Origin of the sequence: Streptomyces sp. NPDC059895, from assembly GCF_042731035.1 — a bacterium.
Lineage (GTDB): Bacteria > Actinomycetota > Actinomycetes > Streptomycetales > Streptomycetaceae > Streptomyces.
Map to the genome: position 1 here is coordinate 164,194 of NZ_JBHWKO010000012.1, position 15,569 is coordinate 179,762.

General features: G+C 73.0%; 15 protein-coding genes. 2 read left to right on the top strand and 13 right to left on the bottom strand.

Annotation, left to right across the window (positions count from 1 at the left end):
- Positions 1 to 12: 12 nt before the first annotated feature.
- The 3 genes from ACFV9M_RS17055 to ACFV9M_RS17065 all read right to left on the bottom strand — a co-directional run bounded on the left by ACFV9M_RS17055 (position 13) and on the right by ACFV9M_RS17065 (position 3,744).
- Positions 13 to 1,548 (bottom strand): FAD-dependent oxidoreductase, encoded by a 1,536-nt coding sequence (locus ACFV9M_RS17055; RefSeq protein ID WP_385063369.1) that lies wholly within the window; start codon positions 1,546 to 1,548, stop codon positions 13 to 15.
- A gap of 225 nt (positions 1,549 to 1,773) precedes the next feature.
- Entirely contained in the window at positions 1,774 to 3,003 is a 1,230-nt protein-coding gene (locus ACFV9M_RS17060) for a polysaccharide pyruvyl transferase family protein (protein WP_385063370.1), read from the bottom strand.
- A 255-nt stretch (positions 3,004 to 3,258) separates the two neighbouring features.
- Positions 3,259 to 3,744 (bottom strand): ATP-binding protein, encoded by a 486-nt coding sequence (locus ACFV9M_RS17065; RefSeq protein ID WP_385063372.1) that lies wholly within the window; start codon positions 3,742 to 3,744, stop codon positions 3,259 to 3,261.
- 182 nt (positions 3,745 to 3,926) lie between these two features.
- Here ACFV9M_RS17065 and ACFV9M_RS17070 point away from each other — a divergent pair, with 182 nt between their 5' ends.
- Together ACFV9M_RS17070 and ACFV9M_RS17075 are read left to right on the top strand one after the other, a co-directional pair.
- Entirely contained in the window at positions 3,927 to 4,271 is a 345-nt protein-coding gene (locus tag ACFV9M_RS17070; protein WP_385063374.1) for an STAS domain-containing protein, read from the top strand.
- Positions 4,272 to 4,368: 97 nt separating this feature from the next.
- Positions 4,369 to 5,385, top strand: a complete 1,017-nt coding sequence (locus ACFV9M_RS17075; RefSeq protein ID WP_385063375.1) for a YihY/virulence factor BrkB family protein — start codon at positions 4,369 to 4,371, stop codon at positions 5,383 to 5,385.
- Here the strand turns inward: ACFV9M_RS17075 and ACFV9M_RS17080 are convergent.
- The 10 genes from ACFV9M_RS17080 to ACFV9M_RS17125 form a co-directional block, all read right to left on the bottom strand.
- Positions 5,372 to 5,812: an OsmC family protein gene (locus ACFV9M_RS17080; protein ID WP_385063376.1), complete on the bottom strand. Its 441-nt coding sequence runs from the start codon at positions 5,810 to 5,812 to the stop codon at positions 5,372 to 5,374. The two genes, ACFV9M_RS17075 and ACFV9M_RS17080, sit on opposite strands and share 14 nt — an antisense overlap.
- A gap of 271 nt (positions 5,813 to 6,083) precedes the next feature.
- Entirely contained in the window at positions 6,084 to 7,319 is a 1,236-nt protein-coding gene (locus ACFV9M_RS17085; RefSeq protein ID WP_385063377.1) for a cytochrome P450, read from the bottom strand.
- 2 nt (positions 7,320 to 7,321) lie between these two features.
- Positions 7,322 to 8,539 (bottom strand): cytochrome P450, encoded by a 1,218-nt coding sequence (locus ACFV9M_RS17090; RefSeq protein WP_385063378.1) that lies wholly within the window; start codon positions 8,537 to 8,539, stop codon positions 7,322 to 7,324.
- Positions 8,536 to 9,129, bottom strand: coding sequence for an ATP/GTP-binding protein (locus ACFV9M_RS17095; protein WP_385063428.1), 594 nt, complete (start codon positions 9,127 to 9,129; stop codon positions 8,536 to 8,538). The genes ACFV9M_RS17090 and ACFV9M_RS17095 overlap by 4 nt, the downstream gene beginning before the upstream one ends.
- A 13-nt stretch (positions 9,130 to 9,142) precedes the next feature.
- Positions 9,143 to 9,490 carry a DUF742 domain-containing protein gene (locus ACFV9M_RS17100; RefSeq protein WP_385063379.1) on the bottom strand — a complete coding sequence of 116 codons (348 nt, stop codon included), beginning with the start codon at positions 9,488 to 9,490 and terminating at the stop codon, positions 9,143 to 9,145.
- Positions 9,487 to 9,894 carry a roadblock/LC7 domain-containing protein gene (locus ACFV9M_RS17105; RefSeq protein WP_385063380.1) on the bottom strand — a complete coding sequence of 136 codons (408 nt, stop codon included), beginning with the start codon at positions 9,892 to 9,894 and terminating at the stop codon, positions 9,487 to 9,489. The genes ACFV9M_RS17100 and ACFV9M_RS17105 overlap by 4 nt, the downstream gene beginning before the upstream one ends.
- On the bottom strand, positions 9,891 to 11,522 hold the full coding sequence (locus ACFV9M_RS17110) for an ATP-binding protein (RefSeq protein WP_385063382.1): 1,632 nt from the start codon (positions 11,520 to 11,522) through the stop codon (positions 9,891 to 9,893). The genes ACFV9M_RS17105 and ACFV9M_RS17110 overlap by 4 nt, the downstream gene beginning before the upstream one ends.
- A gap of 414 nt (positions 11,523 to 11,936) precedes the next feature.
- On the bottom strand, positions 11,937 to 13,823 hold the full coding sequence (locus ACFV9M_RS17115) for a CotH kinase family protein (protein ID WP_385063384.1): 1,887 nt from the start codon (positions 13,821 to 13,823) through the stop codon (positions 11,937 to 11,939).
- Complete coding sequence (locus tag ACFV9M_RS17120; protein WP_385063386.1) at positions 13,823 to 14,500, bottom strand: DUF4956 domain-containing protein; 678 nt, start codon at positions 14,498 to 14,500, stop codon at positions 13,823 to 13,825. The genes ACFV9M_RS17115 and ACFV9M_RS17120 overlap by 1 nt, the downstream gene beginning before the upstream one ends.
- Positions 14,497 to 15,495 carry a polyphosphate polymerase domain-containing protein gene (locus ACFV9M_RS17125; protein ID WP_385063387.1) on the bottom strand — a complete coding sequence of 333 codons (999 nt, stop codon included), beginning with the start codon at positions 15,493 to 15,495 and terminating at the stop codon, positions 14,497 to 14,499. The genes ACFV9M_RS17120 and ACFV9M_RS17125 overlap by 4 nt, the downstream gene beginning before the upstream one ends.
- Positions 15,496 to 15,569 lie beyond the last annotated feature (74 nt).

The following is a 15,569-nucleotide window of genomic DNA, read 5'->3' on the forward strand; positions in this document are numbered from 1 at the left end:
CGTGGGCGTCCGTCAGGCCGGATCGCCGGATGCCGTATGCCCTCCGTCCTCGGTGCCGGCCTCGCCGGCGGTCCGTGCCGCACCCGCGGTCCGCGCCGCGCCGTCGACCGGCGTCTCGCTGTCGGCGCCGCGGCGCAGCCGGGCGCCCTGGCGCAGCAGTTCCTCCTGCACCAGGTCGGCGGGTACCGCGCGCGGGACCCGGCCGAGCCGTCCGGCGAGGGCCGCGCACACGCCCGCGGCCTGGCCGGTGGCCATCGCGATGGGCATGACGCGGTAGGAGGAGTGCGCCACGTGCGAGCCGGAGATGCAGCGCCCGGCCACGAGCATCCGCTCGGTGCCGACGGGGAGCAGGCAGCGCAGGGGGATGTCGTAGAAGCGGCCCTGCGGTACGCGTCTGAGGACGGTGCCCCGGCCGCGCGGGTTGTGGATGTCGACGGGGTACGCGCCGTGCGCGACGACGTCCGGGAAGGAACGGGCGCCGAGGATGTCGTGCCCCGTCAGGTGGTAGTCGCCGAGGATACGGCGCGTCTCGCGCACCCCGATCTGGGTGCCGCTCTGCGCGACGTACGCCTCTTCGAAGCCGGGGACGCGGGTGCGCAGGAAGCGGTCGATCTGCTCCAGCTGGCGGCGGGCCGCGCACTCGGCGCGGGTGAGGTCCCACACGTCGATGCCGAGGGCGTTGGTGACCCGGGTGCTGTTGACGCTGAGCTCGCGGGGGTGCGGGGTGCCGAAGAACAGGACGTCCTCGCGCGCGAGGCTCAGTTCGCCCGCCGCGGTGGCCTCCTCGACGAGGTCCCACAGGCCGTGGACGCCGCGCCACTGGTCGGGGTGCCCGCGCACGTACTCGGCGAAGCGGGGGGCGGCGAAGTCGGTGACGCGGAACATCAGTGTCATCGGCTGCACCCGCCCGTCCTCGGGCCGGCCCACCTCGAACGGCGCTCCGGCGGCGGCCGCCACGTCGCCGTCGCCGGTGCCGTCGACGACGGTGCCCGCGTCGATCACCACGGGGCCGGACTTCGTCTCGAGGACGACGCGCCAGCCGTCGTCCAGGGGCAGCGCGGCGGACGCGAAGGCGTGCAGCAGCAGCCGGACGCCCGCCTCGTCGAGCAGATCGAGGAGGACGAGCTTGAAGATCTCCGGGTCGAAGGGAACGGTGTAGCCGGTGTCCAGCGACGGCTGGATGCAGCCGCCGCGCGCGCCGAGCCGGTCCAGCAGCCGCCACAGGAACCCGGCCACGACCGGTTCGCCCTCGCCGTGGTCGGAGGGCAGCAGCCGGTTGCCGCCGCCGTCGTCGTCGAACACGGCCTGTCTCCTCTCGTTGTGGAACGACATCAGCGGCATGACGAGGGAGGCGGTGGCGTTGCCGCCGAGGAAGCCGTACCGCTCCACCAGGACGACGTCGGCTCCGGCGTCGGCGGCCGCGTGGGCCGCGGCGGTGCCGGCCGGTCCACCGCCGACGACCAGGACGTCCACCCGGCCCCCGTGGCGTGCCGGGCGCGGGGGCAGGGTGACGGTACGGGGCTCTCGGGGCGGTTCCAGGAGGGGCATGGCTTCTTCCCGTCTTCCCGTCGGCCGGCCGGCAGCCGGTGGCTGGTCGCCGGTGGCCGGTGGCCGGTGGCTGGTCGCCGGTGGCCGGTGGCTGGTCGCCGGTGGCCGGTGGCCGGTGGCTGGTCGCCGGTGGCCGGTGGCCGGTGGCCGGTGGCCGGTGGCTGGTCGCCGGTGACCGGTGGCCGGTGGCCGGTGGCTGGTGGCCGGGGTGTGCGGGCGGGGCGGTCAGGCGGGGGCGGCGCTCGCCGCCGCCCGCGGCGGTGCGCCCGCACCGGCTTCGAGGTGTTCGTGGCGGACGGCGGGCCCGTCGGCCTGGACGCTGTCGAGGATCGTGCCGCAGCGGACGCAGGTCTCCCGGGCCAGGTCCCGCATCAGCCGGACGCGGTCGCCGAGGTCGGCGCGCCGCTGGGGGAACTCGTCCCACAGCCGGTCCACCTCCGCGAGCAGCAGTCCCGCCTGTTCGCGGTCCACACCGACCAGGGCGGGGGCGCCCATGCGGCGGGCGAAGTCGAAGACCTTCCCGGAGTACGGCAGCGGCAGCAGGGGCAGACCGGACATCGCCGCGAAGATCAGGAAGTGCAGGCGCATGCCGACCACCAGGTCCAGGTGGCTCATGAAGCCGAGGACCTGTCCGGGGCTGTAGGAGTTGTTCAGGATGCGTCCCTGGTGCGGTGCGGTCATCCGGGACAGCACACCGTGGGCGTGGCGGACGTCCTGGCGCTCCATCGGGACGAAGACCACGTGGGCGTCGAGACGCCGGACGAGGAAGTCGGCGACGTCGGCGAGGAGCGCGTGGTAGTCGCCCTCGTCGAGTTTCTCCGCCGCCCGGCCCGGCTCCCGCACGGACATCCCCACCAGTCTGACTCCGGCCGGGACGCCCTCCTGGCGCATCATCTGCTCGGTGAACGGCTCCGGCGGCAGCAGCAGCGCCGGATCGGCGGTGACGGTGAGGTCCCGGTCGACGCCGACCTCCTCCAGGACGAGTCTGGACTCCTCGTCGCGCACCACCAGCTCGTCCATGCCGGGCAGCACCGCGCGCACCGCCGCCCGGTCGTCCGCGTCGCGCAGCGGGCCCGCGCCGACGGCGTAGGCGAACGTCCGCACGCCCCGGGCCTGGGCGGCGCCCACGAGCCTCAGGTACCGGCGGGCCTCGCCGTCGTACAGGATGCCGCCGCCGCCGAGGACCAGCAGGTCGAGGCCGGCCAGGACGTCGAGCACGGGCTTCTGCGGGACGCCCTCCCAGCCGACGACCTCGTCGGCCTCGGGCTGGTGCAGGCGCGTGTGCGCGACGTCGCGGCTGAGCACCACCAGCCGGGCGTGCGGCCGGTGCGCGCGCAGGCAGCTCAGGACGCAGGTCAGGATGGCTTCGTCGCCGGTGTTGAAACCGCCGTAGGAGCCGAGCACGCCGATGCGCGGGCCCGGGCGGCGGGACGGTGCGGGCGGGGTGATGGTCATCCGGCCTCCTCGGGGGCACGCGGGAGCGGGGCACCGGGGGTGCGGGGAGGCGTCGGCGTGCCGTCGGCACCGAGTTGCCCGCCCGACCCGGGGGAAACACGGCCGCCGGCGTCGTCGTAGCCCGAGGCGGCCGGGTCGATATGCCCAGTGTGCGGTCGTACGCGGCCGTACGCGCGGTGCCGGGAGGGCGGGGCCACGGGGAGTGGGGGCGGTCGACCCCCCGCCAGCCCCTGGCCGGGGCTCAGGCGCCCGGCGTCACCGGGGCCGGTCTGCGCGGGCCCCGCCCACCGGGGCCGGGTCCTCCGCCAGGGCGATCCGGGCGGTGACGCACTTGCCCACCGGCTCCCGCCGCGCGTCGAACTCGCTGACGACGGCCAGCACGATCTCCAGACCGTGCTGGCCCACCCGGTCCGGGTCGGCGGGCCGGGCCACCGGCAGCACCGGATCGCTGTCCCACACGTTCACCTCCACCGTCCCCTCGGCGACCCGCACCTCCAGCAGCACCGGGCCGGGCGCGTACTTGCGCGCGTTGGTCACCAGCTCGCTGACCACCAGTTGCGTGAGGTCCACCGTGCGCGCCGTCACCGGCACCCCGTGGACGGCCCGCGCCCGGGTGAGGAAGTCCGCCGCGAGATCACGGCCCGCGGCGATGCACGCACCGCCGCCCTCCAGCGCGGCCGTGACATGCAAAGAGTCGTCTCCTGTCGCTGCCGGGCCCTCACCGAGGGCTCCTGGTCCCATCCGAACCACCTTCGCTGCCCCGTTCACAGGCGGCGTGTACCCACACCCACGTCGTACAGGCCTGCTCCGCCCCGGACGGCGGCGGCCGGGCATCTCCCGTAGCATTCCGGGGCAGGCTCTCGGAAGGACGCTGGCCCGAAGTTCACTGAGCGTTAGAGGGAAGAGTGGCAGACATCGGCGAAGTGGCAGAACCGCAACGGCTGACGGTCTCCCGCGCCATCGTCGACGAGGTCGTGGTCGTCACGGTGACGGGCGAGGTCGACCACGACACCGCCGGCCCCCTCCGCCGGGCGCTGACACCCGCCGACGGCGCCGTGGGGCCGCGGACCGTGGTGGACCTGGGCGGCGTGACGTTCCTGGACTCCAGCGGCATCAACGTCCTCATCGCCGCCCACCAGGCGCATGGTGAGCCGGGCTGGCTGCGCCTGGCGGACGTCCGGCAGCCCGTCCTGCGCACCCTGCAACTCGTCGGCGTCGACACCCTCATCGCCTGCTACCCCACACCGCACCACGCCCTGAACGCCTGACCGGCCGGCACGTCGCCCGCCGGGCCGTTCACGGGCGGCCGGACCGGGCACGCGGTCCCCAGTGACATCCGGCCGCACGGGAGGGAGCCTGTCCGCGATGGGAACCGCCGTCCACGTTCCGCAGACCAGGGACATGATCGGGGAGGAGCTGTCCGGGGACGAGGCGCTGGCCGCGCTGCGCCACTACGGCGGCGTGCGCCTGCTGGTGGACTCCTTCACCCGGTTCCGCTACGCCGACGGCTTCACCAACGCGCGGGCGCTCGCCTTCCAGATCGTGCTCGGCCTGGTGCCCCTCACCCTGGCCCTGGTCGGACTGGCGGCGTCGGTGCACACCGACGCGGTGGGCCGGGTCGTCGAGCGCACCCTCGCGGACATCGTGCCCGGGGCCGGCGCCGACCTGCTCGACGACGCGTTCGCCGGGTCGCGGCGCAGCGCCCGGGGCGGTGTGTGGAGCGCCCTGGCCCTGTGGCTCGGCCTGGGCTTCGCCGTGCTGAACCTGGCGTCGGCGATGGGCCAGATCGAGCGGGGCGCCAACCGCATCTACGGCATCGAGCGCGACCGTCCCTTCGCCCGCAAGTACGGCCGGGCCGTGCTGCTGTCGGTGGCGGCGGGGCTGCCGATGGTGCTGGGGTTCGTGGTGCTCGTGGCCGGTGAGGCGGTCGGCGACGCCGTCACCGCGACCGTGGGATCCGGCGGCGGCGGGCACGGCTGGTGGCAGACGCTGGAGGTCGTGGTGGGGGCGGCGCTGGCCTGGATCGCCTCCGCCGTGATCTTCCGGTGGTCGCCGCGCCGCAGGCAGCCGGGCTACACCTGGCTCGCCGTCGGCAGCGCGGTCCATCTGGTCCTGTGGGTCGCGGCCACCTGGCTGCTGTCGCTCTACGTCGGCCGCAGCGACGCGTTCGGCGCGGTCTACGGGCCGCTGACCGCGTTCGTCGCGCTGCTGCTGTGGGCCAACGTCACCGGCGTCGCCCTGTTCCTCGGCATCGCGTTCGCCGCCCAGCTGGAAGCGGCACGCGCCGGGATCGCCTCCGCCGCCGGCCCCGATCCGCAGGCCGACTCCCAGCCGGCCGGTCCCCGGCGTACGTCCGGGGCGGAGGGCGTCAGGCGTCCGTGACCCTCGTGGTGACGGGGGTGCCGATCTCCACCGTGCGGCTGACCGTGCAGAGCCGGTCGTGGGAGGCCTTGACCGCCCGCGGGAGGATCGCGCGGGCCCGGTCGCCGGGTGCGCCGTCCGGGAAGGCGACGGAGAAGGCGACCTCGAGGTCGGTCAACCGGTTGCCCAGCCCGTCGGTGACCTTGTGGCCGGTCACGGTGACGGTGAAGCCGGTGGGCTCGCTGTGGCGGGCGGTGGAGACGTCGACGTCGACGGCCGAACAGCCGCCGATCGCGGCCAGCAGCAGCTCGACCGGGGTGAACTCGCTCCCGCCCTCCGGACCGGAACCGGTGGCGAAGCGGATCACGCCGCCGCGGGCGTTGGTGGCGGTGAAGTGGCCGGTGGCGGTCCGCTCGACGGTGACGGAGCGCAGGGAGTCTTCGGTCATGCCGAGGACAGTAGTGTCACGGGCCCGCCGGGGCGGCGCACGGCCCCCCCTGTCCGGGTGGCCGCACCCGACTCGGGGGATCGGCGGCGGCCACCCGGCGCCGTGACACGGGAAGCGTCCCGCGCTCCGGCGCAGCGTCCGACTGCCCCGCGAGCGGGACCGCACACTGCGCCGCACGGGTGGTCGGCCGGCTGCCGGTGCGCAAGGGCCGGGGCGTCCGGGGGTGCCGCTCCCGCCGGCCGGTGTCGGCGCGGCGGGGCGGCGTGCGGTGTCAGACGGCCGGAGGGCCGAGCCTGACCGGAAGTTCGAAGAGGTCGTTCTGGGTGACGACCGGCTTGTTGCGCAGCGCCGACGGCGGCACCGCCAGGTCCAGTCCGGGGAACCGGGCGTAGAGCGCGGGCAGCGCCACGCCGGCCTCCAGGCGGGACAGGGCCGCGCCGGGGCACACGTGCGGGCCGTGGCCGAAGGCGATGTGGCGGGTGCGGGTCTCCCGGGTGATGTCGAAGTCGCCGGCCGTGGGGCCGTGCGCCCGCTCGTCGCGGCCCAGGGCGGCGTACGACACGATGAGCGCGTCGCCCGCCGGGATCACCCGGTCGCCGACCGGCACGTCCTCGGTGGCGAACCGGATCAGCACGTGGGAGGTGGGCGTCGACCAGCGCAGGGTCTCCTCGACCACCGCCGACCAGTCGGCCTGGCCGGACAGCACCAGCGCCCTCTGGTCGGGGTGGGTGGAGAGGTTCACCACGGCGTTCACGATGAGGGAGATGGTGGTCTCGTGCCCGGCGGCGACCATCAGCTGGAGCGTGGAGACGATCTCCTCGTCGGTGAGGCGGTCGCCGTCCTCGGAGGCCAGGACGAGCGCGCTGGTCAGGTCGTCGCCGGGCTCGGCGCGCTTCGCGGCGACCGTCCGCGCCATGATCCCGGACAGCTCGACCAGGGTCGCGACGACCTCCTCGCCCGGGGTCAGGGTGGAGAAGAACTTGTCGAACAGCACCTTCAGCCGCGGCAGCAGGCTCTCCTCGATGCCCATGAGGTCGGCGACGACGTACATGGGCAGGGGGTAGGCGAACTCCGCCTTGAGGTCGACGACGTCGGCGTCGGCGGGCAGACGCTCTAACAAGGTCTCGGTGAGCTCGGTGATGCGGGCGCGCATCTCCTCCACCCGGCGGGGGGTGAGGGCCTGGGCGACCAGGGTGCGCATCCTGCGGTGGTCGGCGCCGTCCACGGTCAGCATGGACCGGCCGGGGTTGACCAGGCCGATCAGGGGCCAGTCCGGCGGGATCTCCCCGCGCTGCCAGGCGCCCCAGACGTTGATGTCCTTGACCAGCCGCGGGTCCGTCAGCAGCGCCTTGGCCTCGGCGTGGTGGGTGACGGCCCACACGGGGACGCCGCCGGGCAGTTCGACAGCCGCCAGCGGTCCGGCGGCACGGAGCTTGGCGCTCTCGCCGTCCAGGTCGGTGACGAAGGGATCGAGGGGGATACGCAGTTCTTCGGTTCCGGACGTCATCGTCAGTTTCCTCCCAGGGCAGGGGTGGGTGTGAACCGCACGGGCAGCTCCGTCAGCCCGCGCAGCCAGGGCGAGGGACGGCGGGCGAGGGATGCGGCCGGGACGGCCAGGTCGATGTCGGGCAGCCGGTCCAGCACGACCTCGATGCCCGTCCGGGCGATCACCTCGGCGATCTCCTGGGCCGGGAACGGGCAGCGGTGCTCGCCGTGGCCGAAGGAGAAGTGTGCGTTGTTCCCGCCGGTGAGCGCCGAGCCGTGGGGGCGCACCTGCGGGTCGGAGTTGGCGGCCTGAAGACCGAGCAGCACCAGGTCGCCGGCCCGGATGTGCTGGCCGCCGAGGTGGGTGTCGCGCGACGCCCAGCGGCCGGCGATGTTCTGGGACGGCGCGTCCTCCCAGAGCACCTCGTTCATCGCCTCGGCGACGCTGCTGCGGCCGCCGAACAGGGAGGCGGCGAACCGGTCGTCGGTGAGCATCAGGCGCAGGGAGTTGCCGATCCAGTCGGCGGTGGGCTGGTGGCCGGCCGCCAGCATCACCATGAGGTCCTGCATGACCTCCTCGTCGGTGAAGCCGCTCGGGTCGGCCAGCATGCGGGAGACGACGTCGTCGGCGGGCGCGGCCCGGCGGGAGGCGACCAGCTCCGCCATGGAGACGGCCAGGTGGCGCTGGCCGGCGAGGGCGCGTTCCCGGCCGTCGATCATGTCGTTGAGGGCGGTGACCAGGCCCGGTCCCTCCTCGTCGGAGAAGCCGAACAGCCGCGCCAGCACCCGCACGGGCAGCAGCATGGCGTACTGGCCGATCAGGTCGGCCTCTCCCCCGGCGCAGACCGCGTCGATCAGCTCGTCGGCGAACCTCTCCGCGTGACGCCGCAGTTCGGACGGGTCGCTCTCCTCCAGGGCGTTGCTGATCATCGCGGCGCGTTCGCGGTGCCGTTCGCCGACCGTGTAGAGGATCGACGGCTGCTTGCGGCCGATCATCGGCAGCAGGGGCCAGTCGCCGGGGATGACGTCCCACTGGTTCCACAGCTCGGAGTCGCGGCTGAAGAGGACCGGGTCGCCGGTCACCTGGTGCAGCTCGCGGTAGCCGAGCACGAGCCAGGCCGGGACGCCCCCGTCCAGCAGGACCGGGGTGACGGCACCGTGGTCGCGGCGCATCTCCCGGTACAGCTGGGCGGGGTCGGTCTGGAAGCGGGGGCCGCCCAGTGGAACGGCGTCGGTGGTCACGCGAACTCCCGTGGTGACGCGGCGGCTCGGGCCGTCTGCCCGGTGTACCGGTTCTTGATGTGCTGGACGAGGGTGATGAGGACCTGCTTGCTCGACTCCCGGGAGCGGGCGTCGCAGTCGACCAGCGGCACGTCCGGATCCAGGTCGAGGGCCTCACGGACGTCCTGGTGGGCGTGGCTGGGGCCGCCGAAGTCGTTGCAGGCCACGATGAAGGGCGTGCCGTGCTTCTCCAGCCGGTCGATCGCGTACCAGGAGTCGTCGATGCGGCGGGTGTCGACCAGGACGACCGCGCCGAGGGTGCCGGAGAACAGCCGGTCCCACAGGAACCAGAAGCGCTCCTGGCCGGGGGCGCCGAACAGGTACAGCACGTTGCGCGCGTCGAGGGTGATCCGGCCGAAGTCGAAGGCCACCGTGGTCGCGGTCTTCCCGCGCACCCGGCTGATGTCGTCGACGGCCTCTCCGGCCTGCGTCATCGTCTCCTCCGTGTTGAGGGGACGGATCTCGCTGACGGAGCGGACCATGGTCGTCTTTCCGACGCCGAAACCGCCCACGACCACGATCTTCAGACCGTTGTCGGCGGAGGCACCCAGGGGGGTGCGCGCGTCAGAGATTGCGGAGGCCAACGAGCACCTGCTCCAGGATGTCGAGGTCGGGAAGGGCTGAGGTCTGCGGGTGGCGGGCGCTGACCCGGCCCGAGGCGAGGAGGTCGGACAGCAGGATCTTCGTGATGCTCACGGGGAGCCCCAGTTCGGCGGCGACCTCGACCACGGCGGTGGGGGCCTGCGCCATGGTGAGGATCGCCGCGTGCTCCGACTGCATGCCCGGCGTGGGATCGCACTCGGCCACCACCAGCGTCACCAGGTCGAAGGGGCTGTCGGGCCCGGAGCGGCTGCGTCCCCCGGTGAGGGTGTACAGCCGGTCCGGGGCGTCGTCCCTGCCGGGGCGCTTCATGCGGATCGGGGCTGGGCCGTGAGGTGCTCGCCGAGTTGTTCCACCAGCTCGCTCATGTTGTGTCCGACCAGTCCGGGGTCGGCCTCCTCGCTGGTGACGACGGCGAGGTGGGCGCCCTGGCCGGCCTCCACGATGAACAGGGTCCCGCCGTAGAACTCGGTCATCGACGAGCGCACGCCTCCGCTGCCGTCGCCGAACTCGATCGAGGCCCCGTGCGACAGCGACTGGATGCCGGCGGCGATGGCGGCCAGCTGGTCGGCCTGGTCGACCGTCAGCTCCGGGGTGCGGCACAGTTTCAGGCCGTCGCGGGAGAGCACGAGGGCGTGCCGTGCGCCGGGGGTGCGCTCCAGGAGTCCTTCGATGAGCCAGGTGAGCTTCTCGTCGGCGGTGGTCGTGCCGGTCATGAGGTGGTGTCGCCTTCCGGGTGCGAGGGGGTGGGGGTGTCGGGGGCCGTCGTGGCGCGGGGGAACGGGGCGTCCGGGGAGTGCGCGGCCGACGGGGAGGAGTGCGGGTCGTCGAGGCCCGGCGGCAGCGGGTGCCCGCCGGTGCTCTCCCCCGCGTCGGAGGCGCGGACCGCCCGGCGGAAGCTGCCGAAGCGGGCGGCGCGGGTCCGGATGTCCTCGGGGCTGTCCTGGCGGCGTTCGGCGCTCTGGGCGGCGGCCCGCGCGTTCTCGGCGGCGGCCAGGGTGCGTCCGCGGCGGCGCTTGGGCAGCCCCGCGCCCTCCTGCGGGCCGGTGGCGTCCTGCCGGCCGGTGGTGTCCCGCGGGCCGGTGGTGTCCGTCTCCTCGGACGCCTCGGCGGCGACGGGCTCGGCGGGGGCGGTGCGGTCCGGCTGCGGGGTGTCGGCCGGGGCGGTGTGGCGAGGCGGTTCGGCGGCGGGCGGCCGGGCCTCGACGGGGGCCGCGGTGAGGATGTCCTGGGGGACCAGCAGGAGGACGCCGGTGCCGCCCCGCGCGGACGGCCGGAACGACACCTTCATCCCGTACTTGCGCGACAGGCGCCCGACGACCGCGAGGCCGAGGCGGGTGCCGTTGAGGCCCTTGAGTTCGGTCACCTCGCCGGACACGGCCTGCTCGGCGCGGCGCAGCTGCACGTCGCTCATGACGAGCCCGCTGTCCTCCACGGAGACGATGACGCCGGCCGGCACCTCCTCGACGTAGACGTGCACCTCGGCGTTGGGCGGCGAGAAGTTGGCGGCGTTGTCGAGCACTTCCGCGAGGGCGTGCATGACGCCCTCGGCCGCGTGGCCGGCCACGGCGGCGTCGCTGACCGAGTGCAGACGGATGCGCTGGTAGCCGCTGATCCGGCCCATCGCGCCGCGCAGGATGGATTCCATGGAGATGGGGCGTGCCCACCGGCGTCCCGAGCGCGCGCCGGTGAGCACGGCTATGGAGTCGGCGAGACGGCCGGCCTGGGCCGTGCGGTGGTCCAGGTGGAGGAGGTCGGCGAGCACGTCCTCGTCGCTGTGCCGTTCCTCCATGGCCCGCAGGTCGGCGAGGGTTCCGGTGGCCAGCGCCTGCATGCGGCCCGCCGCGTTGGCGGTGGCGGAGAGCGCGAGATCCCGTTCGGCGACGGCGCGGTCGAGCCGCTCGGTGAGCCCGCGGACCTCCGCGGCGAGCCGTGCGCGCTCGGCCTCACCCTCCTGGGCGGTGCGCGCCCGTTCACGGGTGAACTCCTCGGCGAGGCGGGCTCGCTCGTGGGCGGCGGCGTCGGTGTACCGCTGGTGTTCCTGACGCCACTGCGCGGCCTGGAGGTCACGTGCCTGGTTGGCCCGCTCGGCGTCGGCGGTCGCCGTGCGCAGCGCGGCGCGGGCGGTTCGTGCCGCGCGCCGCGCCTGCGCGGCGACCGTGACGGCCACGCACAGCAGGACCGCGGCGGCGGCACCGCACGCTCCGACCAGGCCCTGCGCGGCGGCGGGTGCGGTCGCGACGGCCCACCAGACGGCGAGGGCCGACAGGGCGGCGGTGAGCAGGGCAGGGGGAAGAAGGGTTCGGATGCTGGATCGGTCGCCGGAAGAGGCGGGCGCGGTCATCACTCGGGTCCTTGGGCGGCCGCTTCGGGAGGCGGCCCTTTTGTGTCGTCCTGGGGAAAAATGCGAGCAGAATTCTGTAGGCAGCGATCAACTGGGCGTCACTATACGAGAGACTGCGATCAATCCCACAGGAGTTGACCAGCCCGTTCTCGAACCGTGTTTCCGGGAGCGGACTTCGGGGCAGCCCGGCCCGCACGGAACGGGTGGCACATCCGCACGTGACCGGACGTTCTGTGCCCGCGCTGTGCGATGAGCATGTCCGTTGCCCCGTGGGCGAGTTCGTCCCGCGGACGGGGAGTTCACGGGGTGCGCGGCTGGCTTTCGGTGGACCCGCGCCGGGCATGCGGCATCGGCGCCCGGGCCTCTGGCGAGGTCCGGACGCCGATGCGTGGTGGTGCGGGAGCCGGGGTCAGCTCAGCCGGTGATCACCTCGTTCTCGGCGAGGCTGCTGGTCCGGGTGGTGACCGTGGAGCGCAGTGACTTCGCCGTGGTGGAGACCCCGGTGGCGTCGGCACCCGACTTCTTCGCCCACGCGGCGAGCGAGTCGAGGGCGTCCAGCGCGTAGCCCGAGGCGTAGAACCGCTGGTACAGCTCACGGTAGGCGGCGTGGTAGACGCTGTCGAAGGCGTCGGTCTCCAGGAAGCGCTCCTTCAGGATGTTGCCGCCCATGCCGCCACCTCCCCCGCCTGCCCCGCCCGGGCCCGCGCCGGCGCCGTCCTGGCCCGTGGGCGCGCCGCCCTGGCCGTTCCCCGCCTGCGGTCCCGTACCGCCGGGCATGCCCGACGGCATACCGGACGGCATGCCCGACGGCGCGGTGCCGGTGGCGGGCGTGTCCCCGCCCGTACCTCCGGCCGCCTGTCCGCCGATCTGTCCGCCGGTCTCTCCACCGGTCTCTCCACCGGTCTCCGTGGCGGCGGCGCCTCCCGGCATCATGCCGCCTCCGCCGCCTCCCATGCTGGTGTCGTCGTCGGGTCCGGTGGTGGCCGTCCCGCTGAAGGTGAGGTTGAAGTCCCAGCCGAGCACCGAGAACTTCTTCGTGTCGAGGTCGTACCAGAGCACGTAGTTGCTGCCCGGTCCGGCCATGTCGTCGGAGTTCAGGATCAGGTTCTGCGTGGCCACGTACTCGGCGAAGGAGTCGACGTCGACGTACTGGTCGAGCTCCTCGGCGAACTCCTCGTCCGAGGCCTGGTTCACCCACTTCAGCAGGCGCATCACCGGTGAGAGGTCCTGGCTGCCCTTGAGGTTGAGCTGCTTGAAGGACGTCTCGTAGTCGGTGGGGTCGTCGCCCACGTAGTCGAAGCTGCCGCCCGCGCGCGCCTTGTAGGCGACGCCGGTGGCGGGGATCTCCGTGTCGACGTAGTCCTTGCTCGGGTTCTCGACCATGAGCCGCGTCGCGGTCGGCCGGTTGTTGACCGTCAGGGCGGTGAAGGCGTAGTTCTCCGCCGTCTGCCCGGACTTCTCCATCAGGGACAGCGACAGGGCCTCGTTCAGCGGCAGGGCGTCGTCGACGCCGGGCCGCAGGGACAGCTCCCGGTGGCCCTGGTACGCGCGCCCCTCGACGTACTCGTCGACGCTGATGAGCCAGGGCAGTTCCTCGGGCCGGTCGGCGGACAGGTCGTACTGCGCCATGCCGCCCCCTCCTGCCCGGCCCTGCTGCTGCCCCTGCCCGGCCTCCTGCCCGCCTTGCCGGGTGTCCTGCTGGTCCTCACCCGTGCTCTGCTGGTCCTCGCCGGTGCTCTGCTGGTCCTCGTCGGTGGCCTGCTGGTCCTCGCCGGTGGCCTGCTGGTCCTGGCCGGTGTCCTGTTGCTGACCGTCCGCCGTCGGCGCGCCGCCCTGCATGCCACCCTGCGTGCCACCCTGCATACCGCCCTGCATGCCTCCGCCGGGGCCCTGTCCGCCGCTCTGAGTGGTCTGGCGCAGGCTCTGGAGCGTGGAGTTGCCCTTGAGGCGGATCCCGACGTCGTTGAGGTACACGCCGTCGATGGTGAGGTCCGCCTCGATGTACTCCTTCTCGCCCTCGTCCTGGTACTTCGCCATCATGTCGGCGAAGTCGGTCTCGTCGTACGTGAGGCTGATGGTGTGGGTGCGTGAGTCGTCGAACAGGCCGACCGGCCCGGTGACGTTCTCCGTGATCCCGTCGGCGTCCGCGCGGGAGGCGCTGGTGACGAACGGGGAGACACGGGCGTCCCCGAAGAAGACCAGCAGCACGACCATGCCCGCGGCCAGGAGCGCGCTCGGCTTCCAGTGGTGCCGCAGCCGCAGCGGGATGCGGTGCACCAGCCGCCTGCGGGGCGTCGCCATCAGAGGTCCGTCTGGTCGTAACCGGTGAGGACGGTCACCCGCTGGCCCATGGTCCGCTCCTGGAGGGCCGCGACCAGTTCACCGGGCTCGTGGCCCTTCTTGATGCGCACCGTGTAGAACGCCTCGGTCAGCGTCCCGCCGCGGATCGACTCCGTGCTCACCAGCTCGAACTCGTCGGTGTAGCGCAGCAGGACGTCCTGGATGGCGTGGGTGTGGTCCTCGCCGGCCGGGAGCTGGACCTTGACCACCTGGCGCTGGACGTTGAGGGCGAACCAGTTGAACTTGCTCATCGCCAGGATGATCAGGGCGATGACGACACCGCCGACGGCGGCGAGGGTGTAGAAGCGGGCGCCGCAGGCCATGCCGATGGCCATCACGAGGAAGATGAAGCCGACGTCCCGCGTCTCCTTGACGGCGTTGCGGAAGCGGACCACCGACAAGGCGCCGACCAGGGAGAACGCGCGGGCCAGGTTGGAGCCGACGACGAGCATGATCAGGGCGACGATCATGCCGACGATGACGAGGGTCTGGACGTAGGACTGGCTGTAGCTGACGTTCTTGTGCGTGGCGCGGTAGACGTACCCGATCATCGTGGAGAGCACGAAGGACAGGGCCATGGCCAGCACGATGTCGGTGACGCTGAACGTGCCGCTCAGGTCCTGGAGGTTGAGGTTCACGGGTGCAGTACCTCCGTGGTGGGGGTCGTGGGGTGTACGGGGGACAGGGGGGAACGGGGGGACACGACGGGTGCGGTGAACACCGGGACCGACCGGGCGGCGGCCTCGGGGGGCGCCGGCGGCAGATCCTCCTCCCGGACGTGGAAGACGGACCGGGGCGCGAGGCCGAACGACTCGATGCTCTGGACGTACTTGGAGACCCGGATCAGGTTGAGGTTGCGCCTGGCCGCCAGGTCGGTGATCCAGTAGGGGGCGCGCTCGTTGACCTTGATCTCCATCACCGACATGTGGGGCGGGAGGATGAACCGGTTCTCCGGGCGCTCCACACCGAAGTGGAAGTCGCGGTCACGGCCGCGGATACGCCGGTCGAAGGTGACGCGCAGTCCGGTGTCCTGGTCGCGGCCGACGAGCGCCTCGCGCTGGTAGCCGGTGATCGCGGTGGGCTGGAGGTTCAGCCGGACGACGAGTTCGAGGACCTCGTGGACGAACGCCTTCTCCTTGGCGGAGTGCTCGATCTCCTCCCGCCCGTCGCACAGCCGGCGGGCGACGGCGTACGGCAGCGTGATCCGGCGCTTCTGGGTCACCCGGTTGACCCGCTGCTTGATCTCCACGCAGACCGGGGAGTCGTCGGTGACGCCGTCGAGGTCGCCGTAGTGCCTGATGCGCAGCTTGCGGCGGAACTTGAGGCCCTCGATCTTCTCCCAGTAGAAGCGCAGCTGGGGCGTGTCGTAGTAGAGGCTCCAGACGCCGTAGCCGCCCACGGGGCTGTGCAGGTCCCGGTCCATCCGCTCACCGAGCTCGTCACGGATCCGGGCGGCCTCTTCGACCGGGACGAGGTACTTCAGCTCGTAGCGGTTGAACGCGTGGAGTCTGCTGGCGACGCGCAGGGGCTCGTCGTGGGGGGTCGGGTCCGCGGATCCCGCGGTCGCCGTGGGCGCCGCCGTGCCGCCGTCGTCAGGGCGGTGACGGCGGCGGCCTTTCAGCCAGCCAGTCATGGGTGCCTTTCGGTTGGGGGTGTCGGCCTCCCCCCGTAAGGAACCCGTAAGAGATGAGAGAGTGGTGATAGACC